Here is an 18,363-nt window from a genome sequence, read left to right on the forward strand (position 1 = left end):
CCACGCCCGGCCCCTCGAACCGCGTGACCGTGCGGTGTGGGCGGGCCGGGTGGGAGCTCCCCGCCACGCCGGCTCCAAACCCGGGTTCGCCCTACGCGTAAGTGCCGGGCTCGCAAGCTCACGGGTCGCCCGAACGGTGTACCGTCGAATGACCGTGGTGCGGCAGTTTGCGTGCCCCGGGGGTCGGGCCGGCCCGCACGGCGGCCCCGGCCGCCGCTCAAGGCGGCGACACCATTCAGACGGTCAGGACGTCGATCAGGAGGATGCGGGCGCCTCGGCGCCCGACTACAGCATGGAACGTACGCGTTTCTTCCGCCGACCGGTGGTCTGGATCATCCTGGTCATCCTCGGCGCCGTTGTGCTCAGTCAACTGTTCACCGCTGGTCCCAGCTACCACCGGGTGGACACGTCCGTCGCGCTCGACCAGCTCAACAAGGGCGGCATCGAGAAGGTCGTCTTCCAGGACAAGGAGCAGACGCTCCAGCTCGACCTGAAGGACAAGGCCAAGTTCGACGGCGACACCACCACTGACAAGATCGAGGCGCAGTTCCCGTACGAGGTCGGCGGCCAGGTCTGGAACCAGGTACGCGAGGCCGAGGCGGCGGACCGCATCACCGGCCCGGTCGACACCAAGGTGTCGTCGGACAGCATCTGGGTCAGCCTGCTGGTCAACCTGCTTCCCATCGCGCTGCTCGTGCTCCTGCTGCTGTTCTTCATGTCGCAGATGCAGGGCGGCGGCTCCCGGGTGCTCAACTTCGGCAAGTCCAAGGCGAAGATGATCACCAAGGACACGCCGAAGACCACCTTCGCGGACGTCGCGGGGGCGGAGGAGGCCGTCGAGGAACTGCACGAGATCAAGGACTTCCTGCAGAACCCGGCGAAATACCAGGCCCTGGGCGCCAAGATCCCGAAGGGCGTGCTGCTGTTCGGCCCGCCCGGTACCGGTAAGACGCTGCTGGCCCGCGCGGTCGCCGGCGAGGCCGGCGTGCCCTTCTACTCCATCTCCGGTTCCGACTTCGTCGAGATGTTCGTCGGTGTCGGCGCCAGCCGTGTCCGCGACCTGTTCGAGCAGGCCAAGTCGAACGCCCCGGCGATCGTCTTCGTCGACGAGATCGACGCGGTCGGCCGCCACCGCGGCGCCGGCATGGGCGGCGGCCACGACGAGCGGGAGCAGACGCTCAACCAGCTCCTGGTCGAGATGGACGGCTTCGACACCAAGGGCGGCGTCATCCTGATCGCCGCCACCAACCGGCCGGACATCCTCGACCCGGCGCTGCTGCGCCCGGGCCGGTTCGACCGGCAGATCCCGGTCGACGCCCCCGACATGGAGGGCCGCAAGGCCATCCTGCGGGTGCACGCCAAGGGCAAGCCGTTCACGCCCGACGTCGACCTCGACGCGGTCGCCCGGCGTACCCCGGGCTTCAGCGGTGCCGACCTGGCCAACGTGATCAACGAGGCCGCGCTGCTCACCGCTCGTAAGGAGCAGCGGGCGATCACAAACGACTCCCTGGAGGAGTCGATCGACCGGGTGATCGCCGGCCCGCAGCGCCGGACCCGTGTGATGAGCGACCAGGAGAAGAAGATCACCGCGTACCACGAGGGTGGGCACGCGCTGGTCGCCTGGGCGCTGCCGCACGCCGCCCCGGTGCACAAGGTGACCATCCTGTCCCGGGGTCGCTCGCTGGGTCACACGCTCGTCCTCCCGACCGAGGACAAGTACACCCAGACCCGGGCCGAGATGATCGACACCCTGGCGTACGCGCTGGGTGGTCGGGCGGCCGAGGAGCTGGTCTTCCACGAGCCCACCACCGGCGCCGGCAACGACATCGAGAAGGCCACGCAGCTGGCCCGCGCGATGATCACGCAGTACGGCATGAGCTCCAAGCTCGGTGCGATCAAGTACGGCACCAGCGGCGACGAGCCGTTCCTCGGCCGCAACATGGGCCACGAGCGGGACTACTCCGACGCGGTGGCCGCCGAGATCGACGGTGAGATGCGCGCGCTGATCGAGCTGGCCCACGACGAGGCCTGGGAGATCCTGGTGGAATACCGGGACGTCCTGGACAACATGGTTCTGGAGCTGATGGAGAAGGAGACGCTCTCCACCGCCGACATGGCCCGGATCTGCGCGCGCGTGGTCAAGCGCCCGCCGATGGCGCCGTACCACGGCTTCGGCAAGCGTCAGCCCTCCACCGAGCCGCCGGTGCTCACCCCGGCCGAGAAGGAGGCGCTGGCCACGCAGGCCCGCGCCGACGCCGCCGCATCGATCGGTGGTTCCAGCAACAACTCGGACGGTACGCACTGAACAGCGATCCGACGACGGCCGGCTCCCACCACAGGGAGTCGGCCGTCTCCGCGACCGAGCCGGACGGCGACGACGCGCTCGACTACGTGGCCGCGCGCCTGATCAGCGGCAAACTCACCGGTGGCCCGGTGGAGGACAGCGTCGACCTCGCCCGGATCGAGAAGGCGGTCCGCGAGATCCTCATCGCGGTCGGCGAGGATCCGGACCGCGACGGCCTCCAGCAGACGCCGGCCCGGGTCGCCCGCGCGTACGCCGAACTCTTCGCCGGCCTGCGGGTCGACCCGGCGCAGGTGCTCCGCACCACGTTCGAGGCCAACCACGAGGAGCTGGTGCTCGTTCGGGACATCGACGTGATGAGCCTCTGCGAGCACCACCTGCTGCCGTTCCGGGGCAGCGCGCACATCGGCTATATCCCGGGCCCGGACGGCCGGATCACCGGCCTGTCCAAGCTGGCCCGGCTGGTCGAGGTGTTCGCCCGCCGGCCGCAGGTGCAGGAACGGCTCACCTCGCAGATCGCCGACCTCCTGATGTCCAGCCTCGCCCCGCGCGGCGTGATCGTGGTGCTGGAGTGCGAGCACATGTGCATGGCGATGCGCGGCATCCAGAAGTCGGGCGCGAAGACCATCACCTCCGCAGTGCGCGGCGGCCTCCAGAACGACGCGAAGTCGCGGGCCGAGGCGATGACGCTGATCATGGCCCGCTGACCCCACCGGCACCGGCGGCCGCGTACTCCCCGGGAGGCGCGGCCGTCGTCAGACGGGCAGCATGGCCAGCAGCAGACCGGCGGCGGTGAGCACCGCCGGGACCAGGCAGACCAGCGCACCGAAGCGGGGCGTCCGGTCCACCCGGTCGGTGGGCCGCGGGCGGAAGACCCGCCCCACCGCGAGCCAGCCCAGCATGAACGCCACAGCCGGCAGCGGCAACCCCACCAGCAGCGCCAGCACCGTCACCGGTCCCGGACCGGCGACCGCGTACAGCACCAGCTGCAGCAGCGGCACCACGAGCGCCAGCGGTCCGTACACCAGCAGGTTGCGGGGCCGGGCCGGCCACCGGGCCAGCCGCGGCAGGCCACGCGCGCTCATCGTGTCGTCCGCCGCGTCCGCCCAGTCCCCGGCCGCGCGCAGCGCCGTCAGCACCGCCGACGGCCCACCTGTCATCGTCCGGGCCGCCTCGGTCACCTCCGGCGGCGTCGGGACCAGCGACATCGCCGGTACGCCCAGATCACGCAGCCGGGACTGCTGTGGCGCCAGCCGTTCGCGTACCGCGGTCAGCTCCTCGCGGGCCGCGGCCACCGACCGCGCCTGCTCCCCGGCGGCGGTGGCCGCAGCCCGGCGTACCCCGTCGAGCGCCCGTGCGGACGCGACGTACTCCGCCCAGGCCGACTCGGCGGGGTCCGCCACAGTGGTCGTCCCACCCGAGCGGGGCCCTGGTACGGCCGTGCCGGTCTCGCTCATGCCGCCCCCTCCCCGGCGCGGTCGGTCGCCCGTGGATCCGGCTCGATCCGCGCGGTCGCCGTCTCGGCCGCGCCGAACGGCACGAAGACGGTGCCCTGCTCGTCCGGGCCGTCCCAGAGCACCGCGCGTCCCGGCTGGGGCCGCCACCAGACCGGGCGGTCGAAGAGCTGCTCCAGCCGACCACCCGGTACGTCGGTGACCGCCACGGCGGTGAGCTTGTCCACCTCGCCCTCCGGGCCGAGCAGCCCGGCCAGCGGAGCCGGTGTACGCCACCAGCCGAGCAGGTGCCGGCCGGTGGGCGGACCCTCCAGCAGCAGCGTCCGCAGCAGGTCCGGCGGCAGCTCGGTGGCGTCCGGCACGTCCAGCCCGAAGACCACGAGGTAGCCCGGCTCGTCCGACTCCATTGCGGTCCGCAGCCCGGCCACGTCGACGGTCTCCACCCGGTGACGTCCCGCCAGCTCGGCGGCGAGCACCCCGGCCGGCTCGGCCGACCCGTTCGCCAGCGGTGCCAGCACGAACCGGGCCGCGGCCGGATGCGCCGCCGCCGCGCTGCGAACCGCCGTGACCAGCAGCCGCTCGGCCTCCTCATCCCGACCCAGGACGGCCAGGTTCCGCCCCGCGCCCGGCCCCAGCGGCACCGTCACAGTGGACCGCCGCACGTCCACCGCCCGGCCCAGCAACACGGCGGGCGCGTGGGCCCGCCCCGCGAGCGCCGCCCGGTGCCGCGGATCGTTCGCCAGCAGCGGGCGTGCGAACCCGGCGAAGACCACCGGCGGTGCCGACTCGCCCCGCGCCTCCCAGAGCCGTCGCCGCAGGCCGGCCAGGAAGTCGGGATCCTCGTACGGATCAGGGAAACGGATCATCCGTTCGTGTCCCCGGGTCGCGCCGCGCGGACCGCCCAGACCACCCGCCGTGTTCACCACCGCGCTGCCCACCGGCAGCCCGGCCGCCGAGTCGTTCGCCGGCTCCAGCACCGCCGAACCGCCGGGCAGCGCGACCCGCACCGGGAACCGGCCGAGCAGCGGATCACGCGGCCCGCCGATGCCCAGGTCACCCTCGCCCGCCAGCACCAGGTGGATCCCGTACGACCGGCCGGCGCGGGCCACCGCGTCCAACCGGGCCAGCAGGTCGGCGGCGAGCCGGTCCCGCTCGCGCAGCGCCAGCGGGAAGTTGTCGACCACGCAGACGATCCGGGGCAGCGGCTGGTGCTGCCGCAGCTCGGCGTAGCGCTGCCCACCCGCCCGCCGGGACGCCTCCTCGCGGCGGCGCAGCTCCGCCTCCAGCTCGCCGAACAGGTCGGCCACGTACTCGCGGTCGGCCGCCATCCCGGCGGCGCGCACCTGCGGCACCCAGGAGCGGTCCCGCTCGGTCTGCAGGAACTCCACGAAGGACTCGCCGTCGGCCAGGTCGGCCAGGTAGAGCACCAGTTCGTCCGGGCCGTACCGGGCGGCGAGGCCGAACAGCGCGGCGGTCAGGAACGCCGACCGGCCCGCCTGGCCCCGGCCGCTGACCAGCCAGTGCGGGGTCAGCTCGGTGAAGCCCAGGCTGACCGGGCGCCCCGCGGCGTCACCAACAGTGGTGCTCAGCCCGTCCGCCGAGCCGGCCGCCCAGAAACCGTCGGCCGGCAGCAGATCGCCCAGGGACAGGCGGGAGCCGTCCTCGATCTGCCGGACCAGCCGCGCGCACACCTCCGCGACCAGGTCGGCGGGCGGATCCTCGTCGAGGAACACGGGCGAGTTCAACCCGCCCGGCGGTTCGGCGCCGGGACTGCCGAAGCCCACGCCGGGCGGGTCAGCGACCAGCGCGTACGCGGTGCGGACCGTGACCGCCGTGGCGCGTGGCAGAGGACTGCCGTCCGGCCAGCCGGCGAGCACCAGATGCAGCCCGGCACGTGGCCCGCCCTCGGCCAGCCCGGCGAGCCGGTCCAGGTCCGCGGTGGTCGTACCGTCCGGCAGCGCGGCGACCACGAGCAGCAGAGTCCGGTCGTGCCCGCGCTGCCGGGCCGTCCCGGCAGCCACCCACTGCTCCGCCTCGGCCAGCACCGCACGCATCCCGGTGAGATCGGTGGCGGGCGGCGGCAGCAGGCCGGCGTCGGCGAGCGGCGCGTACCCGGCGAAGGTCTCACCGGAACCGCCGTCGACCGCACGCGCCAGCAACGCGCCCGCCGGCGTGGCGGCGAAGACGCGCAGCAGCAGCGCGCGGAGCAGCCCGGCCACCCGGGCGTCGGAGGCGTCCGCATCGAGACTCACATGGCCGTTGCCGAGCAGCGGCACCAGCGCGGGGAAGCGGGCGTCGTCGAGCGGCGCGGCGGTGCCCACCCGGACCAGCGGCGGCAGGCCGTCACCGGGCGGCGTCGTCGCGGTCAGCGACTCCAGCGACCCGCCGGCCCAACCCGGCGCCGCCACGTCGGCTGCCGTCCGCAGGCGCTCGGCCAGCTCGTACTGCCGGTGATGGTCGGCCGGCGCGGGCCGGATCTCGTCGAGGATGCCCGCCGCGGCAGTGGCGGCGGCCTCGGCCCGACGGTGCAGCGCGGCGGCCCGGCCGGCGCGCGACTTCGGAGTCGCCACCGCGTCCACCTCTCTTTCCGAGGCCGACATGTCCTCCCCGAGGAGAGACGGTAACCCAGGCGGCGGCCGTCCACCGGGATGTCGGTCGGCGCGGTGAACTGGTCGGCGGTGAGCAGCCTCACCCCGCCGCCGGTCGGCGCCCGCCCGGCGGTTCGCCACGATCCGCCGCTTCCAGGCATTGGGTACGCGAGGCGCAGCCGATAGCCTCAGGAGGTGGAATCAGTGCAGCCCCCCGCCGGTTCCCAGGTGTCCCGAGTACCGGCGCAGCGGACCCCGCCGGAGCAGTTGGCGCCCCCCGTGCCCGCTCCCACCCCGGTACGCCCCAAGCGCCCGGTCCGCACGGTGCTCGCGGTCGTCGCGGGAGTGCTGGCGGTGCTGTGCACTGTCGGCGGGGTGGCCGGGTTCGTGCTGTACGACCGCGCTACCGCCCCGGACCGAAGCGCCCCCGACGTCGTGGTGGACAACTATCTGCGAGCCTTCCTCGTGGACCGCAACGACACGAAAGCCGAGGAATTCGACTGCGATGGAAGGGCAGACGCGGAAGCATTGCGTGCGCTTCGCGACGACCTTTTAGCCCGGGAGCAGCGCTTCAACACGACGATCTCGGTGAGCTGGGGCCCGCTGGCCGTCCAGCAGTCCGGCGACTCCGCGGTGATCGAGGTCGAACTCATCATCTCCGCCTCCGTCGAGGGCATCTCACAGAGCGATCGACAGCGGTGGCGTTTCGAGACGAGACGCGAGGACGGGTGGGGCGTCTGCTCGGCACAACGCGCTGCTTGACACGACTACTCGAGCCAGAGCAGGTGCACCGGCACCTCCAACGTGGTCGGCGCCTGCCCGCGCCAGGCCCACCGGTACCACTCCAGCTCGGGGGCCACCCGCACGCAGATGTCGCCGTCCGCGCCGGAGTAGGTCTCGGTGACGGCGCGCAGGTCGCGTCGCTCCACGCCGTCGTCCACGTGCACCACGCGTCGCCCGGTCACCGCGTCCGCCTCGAACACCGGCGTGGGCGGCCGGCGTTCCGGCACGTCCAGCGAGACCAGCCGGAGTCCCGAGGTGGTCGTCGATTCAGTCGCCGGACGCCGTTCGCCGATGGTCTCCACCCAGACCCGTTCCACGGGCACCAGCGGCGCGAACACCTCCACCTGCTCGGCCTCGGCCCGGTACCACTCGTGTTCCGGGATCACCGGTACGTAGGTGCGGCTGCCCTGCACCACCCGCTCGTCGGCCCGCAGGTCGCCACGCCAGCCGAGACCGGGCAGGCCGACCAGCACGCGGCGGCCGCGCAGTTCGGTCCCGCCGGTGGCGGGCACGGTCTCCACCGGCCGGGGCGGCAGCGGCGCCCAGTCCGGCCGGTCGGCGAACGGGTCGGGCAGGGGGTTGCTCATCCGCGCGGCCTCACTCGGTCTCGCCGAGGGGCGCGCCCCGCTTGCGCATGAAGGGAACCGGGTTCTCCGCCCCGTTGCTGGACCGGTCGCCGTCCTTGTGCACCTCGAAGTGCAGGTGGGGACCGGACGAGTTGCCGCTGCTGCCGGCGAACCCGATGACCTCGCCCGCCTCGACCGCCTGCCCCGGCACCACGCGGGGTCGTTCGACCATGTGGCAGTAGCGGGTGATGAACCCGCCGGCGTGCAGGATGTCCACGAACCATCCGCAGCCACCCTTGTTCGGCCAGCCGTCCCGGTCGCAGTCCCGCCGCCCGGAGCGGTCGGGGTCGCAGCGGGCCACCAGTACCCGGCCCGCCGAGGCGGCGTGGATCGGGGTGCCCTTCGAGGCGGCCAGGTCCACGCCGTGATGGCTGGGACGGGCCGTGGTGCGGAAGCCGGAGACCACGCCGCCTGGCAGCGGCGCGGTCCAGCCGGAGGCTGCGATCCGGTCGCCGGCGGCGGCGTCGCACACCGCCTTGCCGGCGATCTCCACGGTCCGGGCGGCACCGCCGGCCAGCGCGTCGACGATGCGCCCGGCCAGTTCCTCGTGCTTGGCGTAGGCGTCGGGGTAGGCGCTGACCTGGACCTGTTGGGCGACCACTGTGAGCGGGCGCTGCTGCCAGTTCGGCACCTTCTCCATCTTCTGGTAGAACTTGCGGGCCGCGTACGAGGGCGTCATCCGCTGCTCGACACTGCCCCACCCGGGCCGCTGCTGGAACAGGCCGAGCGAGTCGTGGTCGGCGCCCACTCCCTCGTGCGGCAGCGCGAGCGACGCCGGGACGGTGCTGTTCGCGAGGTTGCGCAGCGCTGATTCCTGCATCGCGGTGGCCAGCGCGATCACCCAGCCGCGAGCGGGGAGCTTCATGTCCTGGCCGACCTTGATGATGACCGCGGCGTTGCGCAGCTGGCGTTCGCCGTACTCGGCGAAGCGCGGCATGTCGCCGGTCAGGTCAACCTGGTAGGCCGGGTCGCAGTTCAGGGCCGCGAGCTTCGGGTCGTCCTCGTCGCCGCCCAGTTCGGTGAGGAGGAAGGCACCGGCCCCGCCGACGCAGCAGAGCAGGGCGAGCACGCTCGTGACGGCGGTGGCGATCATGCCCAGCCGCAGCTTCCGCCGGATCTGTCCGGAGACGGCCGGACCGGCGGTCACGACCGCTCCCAGTCGATCGCGTCCACCAGCCAGGGCCCGTCCGGTGCGACGAGTTCGAGCCGGAGCGTGCCGTTGTCCAGCGGAACCAGCGCTTCCACGAAGGACTCGGTGCGGGGCCGGAGCGTCGGGGCGCCCGTCGTCCTCCGTGCGGGCACGGTCTCCGGGTCGGCGCCTGTCATCTTCTCGGCCAGCGCCGGGGTGGAGAGCGGCCGCAGGCGGGCCTGCCAGGCGTCGCCGCTGCTGCCCGGGCCGCTCAACCACGCGGTGGTGAACCGCCCGGCGACCTGCTCCGGCGTGTCCTCGCCCGGCCGGGTCCTCGGGGCGACAGCGGCCGGTGGGCTGGCCAGCACGCCGTCGTCGCCGGCCTCCGGGTCCGCGGTGCTGATCGGCTGGGTGGGGCGGCTGGTGAGGCCGAGACCGGATTCGCCAGGGCCGGCGACGAGGCGGGCCGCGCCGATCACGCCGAAGACCAGCACGGCGATCACGAGAGCGACACCGATCCGGGACCGGAGAACCCGGGTGAAGAGGAATTCCAGCGCGCGTCGCACCGGACTCACCGGGCCTCGGAGCGGATGCGCGGCGCCGGCCGCGCCGGGGAGGCGCTGCGGCCCGCCGAGTCCGGCCGGTAGACGGCGTAGGAGGGCGTCTCCTCCGGCACGTCCGGATCGGTCCAGGTCGACGGTGCGCGCCGGGGGCGGGGCGTGCCGGCGGGGCGTGCGGTCGCGGGCGTCTCCTCCGGCCGTTCCCGCCCGTCCGGCCGTTCCCGTTCGGCGGGAGTGGCGCTGTGCGCCGGATCCTCGTGCCGGGCCTCCGGCCGGAGGCTGCGCTGGTCCGCAGTCACGGTGCGACGCTTGCCGATCGCCGGTTCGTTGGTGCCGCCGGGCTCGGCCACGTCCAGCCGGGCGGCGATCCGCATGTCCCTGAAGAACCGCCGGTGCCAGGAACCGGCCGAGCTGACCGCTTCGCTGCTGTCCTTGCCGCCGAGCTGGGTGATCCGGCGGTACGGCCGCAGCAGCAACCAGCCGACCACCCCGCAGAGCCAGACCAGCACCACCTGGAGCCAGCCGGGAAGCGTGGCGGTGTTCATGATCAGGTCGACGGCGAAGAGGTAGATGGCCGCTCCGGTACCGAAGATGGCGATGTTGAAGACCGCGGCGACCACCGCGTTCGCCAACCGCCGGAGGCCGGCGCTGGCCGGGCGCATCAGGCCGACCGTGCCGAGAATCGGCGCGGCGATCACCGCCCAGCGGAAGATCAGGAAGCCGAGCAGCACCAGCAGCGAGGCGGTGAGGTCGAACATCGCGAACAGCACCGAGGCCAGCACCGCGATGAACCCGGCGCCGATCCGGTCCATGTCCTTGGTGCCCTTGAGGTACTCGTACGCCTCCGGGTCCTCGGTCTCGATCTGCTGGGCGACACGGGCCCACTGCTGTTGCTTGGCCTTGATCGTGCCCTCGCGAGTCGCCGGGTTCTGGCGAAGCTTTTCCGCTTCCTCCCAGGTCAGGGACTTGGCGTCGTACAGGGCCGGGCCGTACTTCTTGGCGGTCTCGCTGTCCGCCGAGCCGAGCACACCACGCAGCCAGTTCCGGTAGAGCATCGTCTCGGTGGCGGTGTCGCTCGCGCGCACAGCGGGTAGCCGCTTGTCGACACAGGCGCTCGGGTTCGGCAGTGCGCACTTGTCCGGCGGGATGGTCTTGGACGAGGGACCGACCGCGTCGTGCACGACGCCGAGCGTGGTGATCAGCGTGCTGTCGGCGATGTTCGCGGACTTGACCGGCCAGGCGGCCAGCGCGGTCACCGCCACCATCACCAGCAGCGCCCACCCGGCCGTGGTCATCGCGTTGCTCATGTCCGACTGGCGGGACCGCCAGAGCAGGTAGAGACCGACCACGCAGACGGTGACGATGCCGAAGACGCTGAACACCTTCTGGTAGACGGCCTTCGTGGCCTGCTCCACGAGCGGGTCGGCCCAGCTCCACATCGTCCGCGGATCCCAGGCCCGCTCACGCAGCGCGTTCGAGGCGCCGATCACCGCGTTGGCGAACATGAACTCGCCGTTGGCGACCATCGTGGTGAAGCGGTAGTCCGGATGCAGGACCGAGGAGGCGCAGCCGCCGTCGATGTCGTACGTGTTGTAGCTGTACCCGGCGTACCCGTAGTCGCTGTAGAGACCCTTCGGGCCGGGCTCCTTCGCCGAGTCGGGCCGGGACGCGAACCAGCCGGCCAGGCCCGAGTCCGGTGCGGCGGGCACCGGCGCGTTGCGGCACTCGACCTGGTCCTCGCTGACGGCCTTGAGCCTGCCGACGCAGGACCGGAAGTCGGCCTGCCACTCCTTGGTGGTGCACAGCTCGGCGCGCGCCTGGGTGACCGGCGCGGCGGCGTACGCGGGTGTGGCCGCCCCGATCACCGGCCAGGAGATCGTGGCCCCGGCGAGTACGCCGAGCGCGAGGAGGAGCGCCGCGATCCGTGCCCGGGCCCTCACCATGTCACGCCTCCAGGTCAGCCAGGACGGTCGGCAGTATCCCGGCGGCCTGGGCGACCGCGGCGGGGGTGGTGTCCAGGTGCTCCAGCAGCCCGTCGACGTACGACACGTCGACCCGGACCTTCTGCACGCGCCCGTCGACGTCGCGCATGACGAACTCGCGGAAGCCGAGCCGGTTGGCCGATCCGCTGTCCGCCTGGGAGAGCGAGGCGAGTGTGGCCTCGTACCCGTCATCGACGGGCACCCGCAGCAGGCGCAGCGCCTCGGAGGCGATCTCGCTGTCCTCCGCGATCCGGCCGACGAAGACGGTGGAGACGAGGTTCTGCACGTCGAGGCCGAGGATGTCCTTCGGGTTCTGTGAGGCGACGAGCGCCGCGAGGTTCCACTTACGGGAGTCGCGGGCGAGCCGGACCAGGAATGACCGCCCGGACCGCCAGCCCTCCATGAAGTGCGCCTCGTCGAGGCCGACGAGTTTCCGGGAGGACATCGACCCGCCGTAGCAGCGGCGCACGGCGAGCCGGTGCGCGGTGTGCAGCATCGGCAGCGCGAGCGCCTCCTCGGCCGACCAGTACTCCCGCTCGATCTTCAGGTCGGGGAGCCGCAGACCGGCCATGGTGATGACGGTGAGCGCGGCGTCGGCGCCGAGCAGCCCGTCCGGCGGCCGGCCGAAGAAGAGCATGGCCAGCGGCATCTCGGCGGTGTCGAGCAGTAGGTGGGCCAGTTCGCGACCGGCGTCGTCGTCGAGCCCCTGGAGGCAGGTGACCACGTCGTCGAGCGTGGAGGTCTCCTCGGCCGGCACCTGGCGTACGGCGTGCCGGAACAGCGTGGCGGTTGACGCCTCCCGGGCGACCTGCGGCGGCACCAGCATCATGCAGATGTCCTGCACCAGCATCCGGCGCTCGGCGCGGGCGTTCGACACGCCGATCTCGAATTCGCGGTCGCCCGCCGCCCCGGCGCCGAACTCGCTGCGCAGCGGCGTCGGGATCAGCGCGTACGGCGCGAGTGTGCCCTGTTCCGAGCCGGTCAGGTTGAGCACCCGCGAGTACGGGGCCAACTCGGGCATGGCGCAGAGCCGGGCCAGCGGGCCGGACGGGTCGAGCAGCGTCACCTGCACGCCGCGGCGTGCGGCCAGGTAGCCGAGCGCGCCGAGCAGCGTCGACTTGCCGCCGCCCGGTTCGGCGACGAAGACGGCGAGGCCGGAGCGCTCGCGTACCTCCATCGGGAAGTGCAGGTCGAGGAAGACGGGGCGGCGGCAGGTGCCGGCGGTCCGTCCGATCAGGTCGCCGCGCCGGTCACCCACTGTGGACGCGGCCTGCGGCAGCGCGGCGGCGAGCAGGTTGACGGGCATCCGCCGGACGTAGCCGGTGTTGGCGATCGGCTCGCCGGGGATGAACTCGCGGGCCAGCCAGTCCTGGTTCTTCGGGTGCTGGAGCGAGATGCGCAGCTCGCGGGAGTAGAGCTGGATGAGCCGCCGGGCCCGTTCCAGGCACTCATCCCGGGTACGGCCGCCGACCGCGACCCGGTGCCAGCCGTGTGCCCGGGCCGAGTCGACGGGCAGGCCGGTGGTCATCTCGTCGCCGATCACCAGCGCGCGTTTGGCCAGTCGTTCCAGCTCCGGCGGCGCGTCGATGCCGTGCTCGGCGTAGTCGAGCTGCTGCGAGCGGATCATCCGCAGCCGGTGTTCGAGGTTCCGGAAGGAGTCGTTGGGGCCGAGGATGTCGACCCGGGTGGACAGCTCCATCGGCCACGGCAGCCGCTCGTGGAAGTGCAGCCAGGGCTCGTGCCGCTCGGGGATCTCCAGCGGTTCCATCCGGCCGACCGCGAGCACGGCGACGTGGCGTTCCTCGCCGGTCATCCGGTTGACCAGTTTCACCGTCGAGCCGTACGGGGTGCGGTAGCGCTCGACCTGCTCGGTGAGGGCGAGCAGGTCGCCGCGTTCCCACCGGCCGTCGGTGATCGGGGACAGGACGCCGGGCGGCGCCATGCACAGCGCCACCGAGCGGTAGAGCAGCCACTCCAGTTCGGGCGCGGTGACCCGCCGCCCGCGCATGCCGAACGCGCCGAGGACCTCGTCGAACTGCTCGACGGTGCGGCTCAGCCGGCGCCGCTCGCCGTCGGCGGTGCCCCGGCCGAACGTGCGCAGCAGGCGTTCGGTGAGCGAGTCGCCGAGTGACCGGCGGGCGAACGTGACACCGAGGTAGGTCTGGCCCTCGGCGTGGTTGACCGCCATCAGGTGCCGCTGGGCGGCGACCAGGTGGTCGGCCCAGCCGGTGGTGCCGGGTACGTCGGGCAGCGGGGCGGTGGTGTGCGCGTCGATGGTGCGGGCCCACTCGTCGGCGGGGAAGGGCCGGGTGGTGCGGCGCAGGTGCAGCCGGAACCCGGCGAGCCCGGCGTACTGCTCGGAGATCGCCGAGAGCAGGGCCTCGCGTTCGGCGTCCGGCCGGAACGCCCACCGCACCTCGGGCAGCCAGTACCAGGCGGTGACCGTGTTCGGGGTGAAGGTGAGGTGGCCGGCGATCTCGGTGACGGCCAGCTCGACCGACGGATCCCGGTCGCCGAACTTGATTTTCGGGGCGCGGACCCGGACCGGCTTGGTGGGCCGGTTCCGGCGCTCCGGCGTGCGCTGCCGGGGCGGCGCCACCTCACGGTGGGCCGGACGGCCGACCTCGCGCGACGGCGCCGCTCCGGCCGCGGGCGGGTCGGCCGGAGCGGGATCCGGCTCCCGGTTGTCGGTGGGAGCAGGCGGGGGCGCGGGGGCGTGGATCGGCGGGGGCGGCGGTAGCGCCGGCTCGGGCTCGGCCGGGGGCCGGAGCGCGGGCAGCCGGTCACCGGCCTGCTGCGGCACCCGGCTGCGCGACGGCGGCGGGGCGAGCGCGGCGGGCGGGTCGGGCAGGGGCGGCTCGACCGGCAGCGGCGCGGCGTGCACGGGCTCGGGCCGGGGACGCCCGACCGCGCGTACCCCGGGGGCCTGCTCGCGGGCCGGTGGTTCCGGTTCGGTCCGGGGCGCCGGCTCGACCGGCACGGCGGGCTGGTGCGGGATCGGCAGGGGTTCGCGGCCGACCCCGCGGCGGGGCGGCGCCACCACCGGCTCGACCGGTGCCGGCGTGGACGCGGCGGGACGCCGCCGGGGCTGCGCGCCGCCGAACAGGTCGAGGAAGGGCGAGTCGATGTCGCCGTCGGGGCGTACCGGTTCACGCGGGCTGAGCGGGCGCGGCGGCTGGAAGACGCCGACGCGACCGTGCCCGGGGCTGGTGACGAGCGCACTGTCCAGGACGACCTCGTCCAGGTCCTCGTCCGGTGGGTAGTCGAACGATCGCGCACGGTTACCGGTCGGCCCGGCCGGACGCCCGGCCGGGGAACCCGGCGTGGAAGAGCGACTCATGCGACCGCCTCACCCGCGTCGTTCGTCTGCACGGTTGTCGTACGCCCGGTCATGCCAGTTCCTCCCGGATCCTGATCCGGCTCGCGACGAGCCGCGGATCCCGCTGCTCGGTGGCCGGTTCCCGGGTGCGTCGCCAGTCGGTCAGCGCGGTCCGGATGACCATGCGCGCGGGCCGGTCCGGGTCGACGTACCGGAAGATGAACGAGGTCGTCACGATCGCCAGCGAGATCTCCCAGGCGGGGAACAGTTCGACCTGGAGCGTGAACAACCAGTGGATGAACATGTAGAGGGGTACGAGCAGCATGAACAGGCCGTACTGGGCGTACGGCAGGTGAACGGGAAGGGTGTACCCGGGCGGCCCCAGGTAGACGAGGCGTGCCCGGTAGATGTCGTCGTCGGTGCGCAGCCGCATCGTCGCCCAGCGCCCTACTCGAAGATCAGGTTGATCAGGTAGTCGCCGACGAAGAAGAGTGTTGCCGCTCCGGCGATGAAGGCCAGGCCGATGATGGCGATGGCCGAGCTGGTCAGCACCTTCGAGATCTCGCCCCGGCTGGCCCGGCCGATGAAGATCACCCCGAGGACCGCGAGCAGGATCGGTGCGATCTTGCTGGCGAAGAAGGTGACGACGTTGTCGGTGTCGATGCCCTTCGGGGCCGGCTCGGCGAGTGGAGTCGACGCCAGGGTGTGGAGCGCGTGGTCCACGGCACTGGACGCCGTTGCCATGAGCTCGATGGCGATCACTGGAAACCTCCCCAAGGTCGCGGCCGGCGGCGCCGCGTTGGTGCAAGTAGGCAAGCCTGGCGGGATGGTGCTCGTCAGAGACAGCGCCGTCGACGCTGAGTCAGTCGCCCACCACGTAGAGTGGTGAGTTTTGGGGGGATTCTTCCCGCTTCGGCCCTCCCTCCAGGCTTCGCCATCTCGATGCTGGGCAATTCCAAAGCGTACGGCCCGGCCACCTTTGCGACAAGCCGTGAAGAGTCGACCCCGGACGGCCCGGATGACCGATCGTACACCTGTTCCAATGCGCACGTCAGGGGTGCCGCGTCGCGCGCTCGCCCGGTGGCCGGAAGCCCGGCCGGCGAACGGTACTGTCGGGTCCGTGACCGATCTGGTACGGGCGGAGACCCCGGTGGTGATGGGCGTCCTCAACGTCACGCCCGACTCCTTCTCCGACGGCGGCAGATACGCCGATCTGGACGCGGCCGTCGCACACGGGGTGCGACTGCGCGCCGACGGCGCCGATCTGATCGACGTGGGTGGCGAGTCCACCCGGCCCGGCGCCGACCGGGTCGACGCGGAGACGGAGACCGCCCGGGTGCTGCCGGTGGTCCGCGAGCTGAGCGCCGCCGGCATCCGGGTCAGCATCGACACCAGCCGCGCCCGGGTCGCCGCGGCCGTCCTCGCCGCCGGCGCGTACGTGGTCAACGACGTCTCCGGCGGCCTCGCCGACCCGGACATGGCCCAGGTGGTCCGCGACGCCGGCTGCCCCTGGGTGCTCATGCACTGGCGGGGGCACTCGCGGGGGATGCGTGAGCTGGCCACGTACACCGACGTGGTGGCCGAGGTCCGGGACGAGCTGAGCCGGCGCGTCGACGCCGCGCTCGCCGCCGGGGTGGCCGCCGACCGGATCATCGTCGACCCGGGCCTGGGTTTCGCGAAGACCGCCGCGCACAACTGGTCGCTGAGCGCCCGCCTGCCCGAGCTGGTCGCCCTGGGCTTCCCGGTGCTGTTCGGCGCCAGCCGCAAGTCCTATCTGGGCAGGCTGCTCGCCGACCCGGCCGGCGAACCCCGGCCCACCGCCGGACGGGAGGCCGCGACCGTCGCGACGAGCGTGCTCGCCGTCGCGGCCGGCGCCTGGGGGGTACGCGTGCACGAGGTCCGCGACACCGCCGACGCGCTCGCCGTCTGGCGCGCCACCGGCAGCCCCCGGCTCGCCGCCGCGACCGGCGCGCGGCCCGCGACCGCGCCGCGGACAGAAACGCCGACCGGCGGCAGACGGCCGACGGAAGCGGCCACCCGCACGAGCGGAGGCGACCGATGACCGACCGGATCGAGCTGACCGGCCTGCGCGCGCACGGCCGGCACGGCGTCTACGACTTCGAGCGCGCCCAGGGGCAGGAGTTCGTGGTCGACGCGGTGCTCGAACTGGACCTGGGACCGGCCGCGCGCTCGGACGAGGTGACCGACACCGTCCACTACGGCGAACTGGCCGAACGCCTGGTCGCGGTGATCACCGGCGAGCCGGTGAACCTGATCGAGACGCTCGCCGACCGGCTGCTCGCGGTCTGCCTGGCCGAGCCGCTGGTGGCCGCCGCGGCGGTGACGGTGCACAAGCCGGAGGCCCCGATTCCGCACGCCTTCCGGGACGTCGCGGTCACGATGCGGCGTACCCGATGACCCGGGCCGTGCTGTCGATCGGCAGCAACCTGGGCGACCGCCTCGGCCACCTGCGCGGCGTGGTGGCCGCGCTCGGCGACCGGGTGCTGGTGGTCTCCGGCGTCTACGAGACTCCACCATGGGGGGACGCCGACCAGCCCGCGTACCTGAACGCGGCGGTGATGGCCGCGGACCCGGCGGCGACGCCGGAGGACTGGCTGGCCCGCGCCCGGACCGCGGAGGCGGCGGCCGGGCGCGCCCGCGACCCGCGACGACGGTACGGGCCGCGCACGCTGGACGTGGACGTGATCGCGGTCTGGGACTCCGAGGGTGAGCCGGTGCTGCGCGACGATCCCGAGCTGACGCTGCCGCACCCCCGGGCCCACCTGCGCGCCTTCGTGCTGCGCCCGTGGATCGACATCGAGCCGCACGGCCGGCTGCCCGGGCACGGCTGGCTGACCGACCTGCTCAACGCCGAGCCGCTCGCCGGGGACGCCCTGGAACTGAGCCCGCGGCCCGAACTGACGCTAGAGTCGGACACATGACCCGGAGGATCGTGGCCCGGCAGCGGCTAGTGGAGGAGGTGCGGTGAGCACCGATCGCTCCCCGCAGGGGCCCGACCGCTTCCGGATGGGGCCGACCCGGGCCTCCACGCTCGTCGTGGCCGGCCTGGCCGCCGCCGCGGTGGCCTGGCTGCTGATCAGCGGCTTCTACTACGACTTCGCGCCCGATCTGCCCTGGCTGCCGGTGATCACGCTGGCCGGCCTCGCCGTGCTGGAAGGCTACGCGGCGGTGAACACCCGGAGCCGGATCGAACGGCGGCCCGGCCGGGAGCCGGTGAACCCGCTGCTGGTCGCCCGGTTCGTGGTGCTGGCCAAGGCGTCCGCGCTGGCCGGAGCCATCTTCGCCGGCTTCTACGCCGGGCTGACCGGCTGGCTCTTCGTGGAGCGGACGAACGCGGCGGCGGGTGACCGCCCCGCCGCGCTCGGCGGCCTGATCGCCGCGCTGGCGCTGGTCGCGGCCGCGCTCTGGCTGGAACGCTCCTGCCGCGTCCCCGAGCAGGAGGACGACGAGGACCGCGCGCCGGGCGACCGGGAGACGCCCCACGGCCGTCTCTGAGGGTTCCCCCCACCCCGGCCCGGCGGTACCGTCCCTGGCTACCGGAGAGCGACGGCCGCCACCGGTCCGCCCGCCCGTGGGCCGGTCGCGGCCACCTGGGGAGG

At 73.3% G+C, this 18,363-nt stretch carries 16 protein-coding genes; 7 read left to right on the forward strand and 9 right to left on the reverse strand.

Translation table 11 applies throughout. The features are described 5' to 3' along the window. Window positions 1-292 precede the first annotated feature (292 nt). Both ftsH and folE read left to right on the forward strand, forming a co-directional pair. On the forward strand, window positions 293-2,305 hold the full coding sequence (gene ftsH / locus C569_RS0115050; protein ID WP_018786603.1) for an ATP-dependent zinc metalloprotease FtsH: 2,013 nt from the start codon (window positions 293-295) through the stop codon (window positions 2,303-2,305). Window positions 2,306-2,391: 86 nt separating this feature from the next. Continuing rightward, window positions 2,392-3,009 carry a GTP cyclohydrolase I FolE gene (gene folE / locus C569_RS0115055; RefSeq protein ID WP_018786604.1) on the forward strand — a complete coding sequence of 206 codons (618 nt, stop codon included), beginning with the start codon at window positions 2,392-2,394 and terminating at the stop codon, window positions 3,007-3,009. Between the two features lie 48 nt (window positions 3,010-3,057). On the opposite strand, the gene C569_RS0115060 is transcribed toward folE, so the two are convergent. Both C569_RS0115060 and C569_RS30335 read right to left on the reverse strand, forming a co-directional pair. After that, window positions 3,058-3,759 carry a hypothetical protein gene (locus tag C569_RS0115060; protein WP_036345918.1) on the reverse strand — a complete coding sequence of 234 codons (702 nt, stop codon included), beginning with the start codon at window positions 3,757-3,759 and terminating at the stop codon, window positions 3,058-3,060. After that, window positions 3,756-6,335 (reverse strand): FtsK/SpoIIIE domain-containing protein, encoded by a 2,580-nt coding sequence (locus C569_RS30335; protein ID WP_018786606.1) that lies wholly within the window; start codon window positions 6,333-6,335, stop codon window positions 3,756-3,758. The genes C569_RS0115060 and C569_RS30335 overlap by 4 nt, the downstream gene beginning before the upstream one ends. A 213-nt stretch (window positions 6,336-6,548) precedes the next feature. Between C569_RS30335 and C569_RS0115070 the strand changes: the two genes are divergently transcribed. Then, complete coding sequence (locus C569_RS0115070) at window positions 6,549-7,106, forward strand: hypothetical protein (protein WP_026268180.1); 558 nt, start codon at window positions 6,549-6,551, stop codon at window positions 7,104-7,106. Window positions 7,107-7,111: 5 nt separating this feature from the next. Here the strand turns inward: C569_RS0115070 and C569_RS0115075 are convergent, their stop codons facing one another. The 7 genes from C569_RS0115075 to C569_RS0115105 all read right to left on the reverse strand — a co-directional run bounded on the left by C569_RS0115075 (window position 7,112) and on the right by C569_RS0115105 (window position 15,505). Continuing rightward, complete coding sequence (locus tag C569_RS0115075) at window positions 7,112-7,714, reverse strand: hypothetical protein (protein ID WP_018786608.1); 603 nt, start codon at window positions 7,712-7,714, stop codon at window positions 7,112-7,114. Window positions 7,715-7,724: 10 nt separating this feature from the next. Further along, window positions 7,725-8,846 carry a M23 family metallopeptidase gene (locus C569_RS0115080; protein WP_051090491.1) on the reverse strand — a complete coding sequence of 374 codons (1,122 nt, stop codon included), beginning with the start codon at window positions 8,844-8,846 and terminating at the stop codon, window positions 7,725-7,727. A 50-nt stretch (window positions 8,847-8,896) separates the two neighbouring features. After that, window positions 8,897-9,457: a hypothetical protein gene (locus C569_RS0115085; protein WP_018786610.1), complete on the reverse strand. Its 561-nt coding sequence runs from the start codon at window positions 9,455-9,457 to the stop codon at window positions 8,897-8,899. Further along, a complete protein-coding gene (locus C569_RS0115090; RefSeq protein ID WP_018786611.1) occupies window positions 9,454-11,385 on the reverse strand; it encodes a hypothetical protein in 1,932 nt (643 codons plus the stop codon). The genes C569_RS0115085 and C569_RS0115090 overlap by 4 nt, the downstream gene beginning before the upstream one ends. 1 nt (window position 11,386) lies before the next feature. Continuing rightward, window positions 11,387-14,428 (reverse strand): ATP-binding protein, encoded by a 3,042-nt coding sequence (locus C569_RS0115095; protein WP_369753544.1) that lies wholly within the window; start codon window positions 14,426-14,428, stop codon window positions 11,387-11,389. A gap of 385 nt (window positions 14,429-14,813) precedes the next feature. Further along, window positions 14,814-15,176: a hypothetical protein gene (locus tag C569_RS0115100; RefSeq protein ID WP_013288977.1), complete on the reverse strand. Its 363-nt coding sequence runs from the start codon at window positions 15,174-15,176 to the stop codon at window positions 14,814-14,816. A gap of 14 nt (window positions 15,177-15,190) precedes the next feature. Further along, window positions 15,191-15,505 (reverse strand): hypothetical protein, encoded by a 315-nt coding sequence (locus C569_RS0115105; protein WP_013288976.1) that lies wholly within the window; start codon window positions 15,503-15,505, stop codon window positions 15,191-15,193. A gap of 358 nt (window positions 15,506-15,863) precedes the next feature. Here C569_RS0115105 and folP point away from each other — a divergent pair, with 358 nt between their 5' ends. The 4 genes from folP to C569_RS0115125 all read left to right on the forward strand — a co-directional run bounded on the left by folP (window position 15,864) and on the right by C569_RS0115125 (window position 18,259). Further along, complete coding sequence (folP, locus tag C569_RS30340) at window positions 15,864-16,805, forward strand: dihydropteroate synthase (RefSeq protein WP_036345930.1); 942 nt, start codon at window positions 15,864-15,866, stop codon at window positions 16,803-16,805. Then, on the forward strand, window positions 16,802-17,161 hold the full coding sequence (folB, locus tag C569_RS0115115; protein ID WP_018786616.1) for a dihydroneopterin aldolase: 360 nt from the start codon (window positions 16,802-16,804) through the stop codon (window positions 17,159-17,161). The genes folP and folB overlap by 4 nt, the downstream gene beginning before the upstream one ends. Next, window positions 17,158-17,685, forward strand: a complete 528-nt coding sequence (gene folK / locus C569_RS0115120; protein ID WP_018786617.1) for a 2-amino-4-hydroxy-6-hydroxymethyldihydropteridine diphosphokinase — start codon at window positions 17,158-17,160, stop codon at window positions 17,683-17,685. Before folB ends, folK begins: the two co-directional genes overlap by 4 nt. 85 nt (window positions 17,686-17,770) lie before the next feature. After that, complete coding sequence (locus C569_RS0115125; protein ID WP_091047903.1) at window positions 17,771-18,259, forward strand: DUF3180 domain-containing protein; 489 nt, start codon at window positions 17,771-17,773, stop codon at window positions 18,257-18,259. The last annotated feature ends 104 nt before the right edge of the window (window positions 18,260-18,363 follow it).

Source organism: Micromonospora sp. CNB394 (assembly GCF_000374985.1).
GTDB lineage: Bacteria > Actinomycetota > Actinomycetes > Mycobacteriales > Micromonosporaceae > Micromonospora > Micromonospora marina.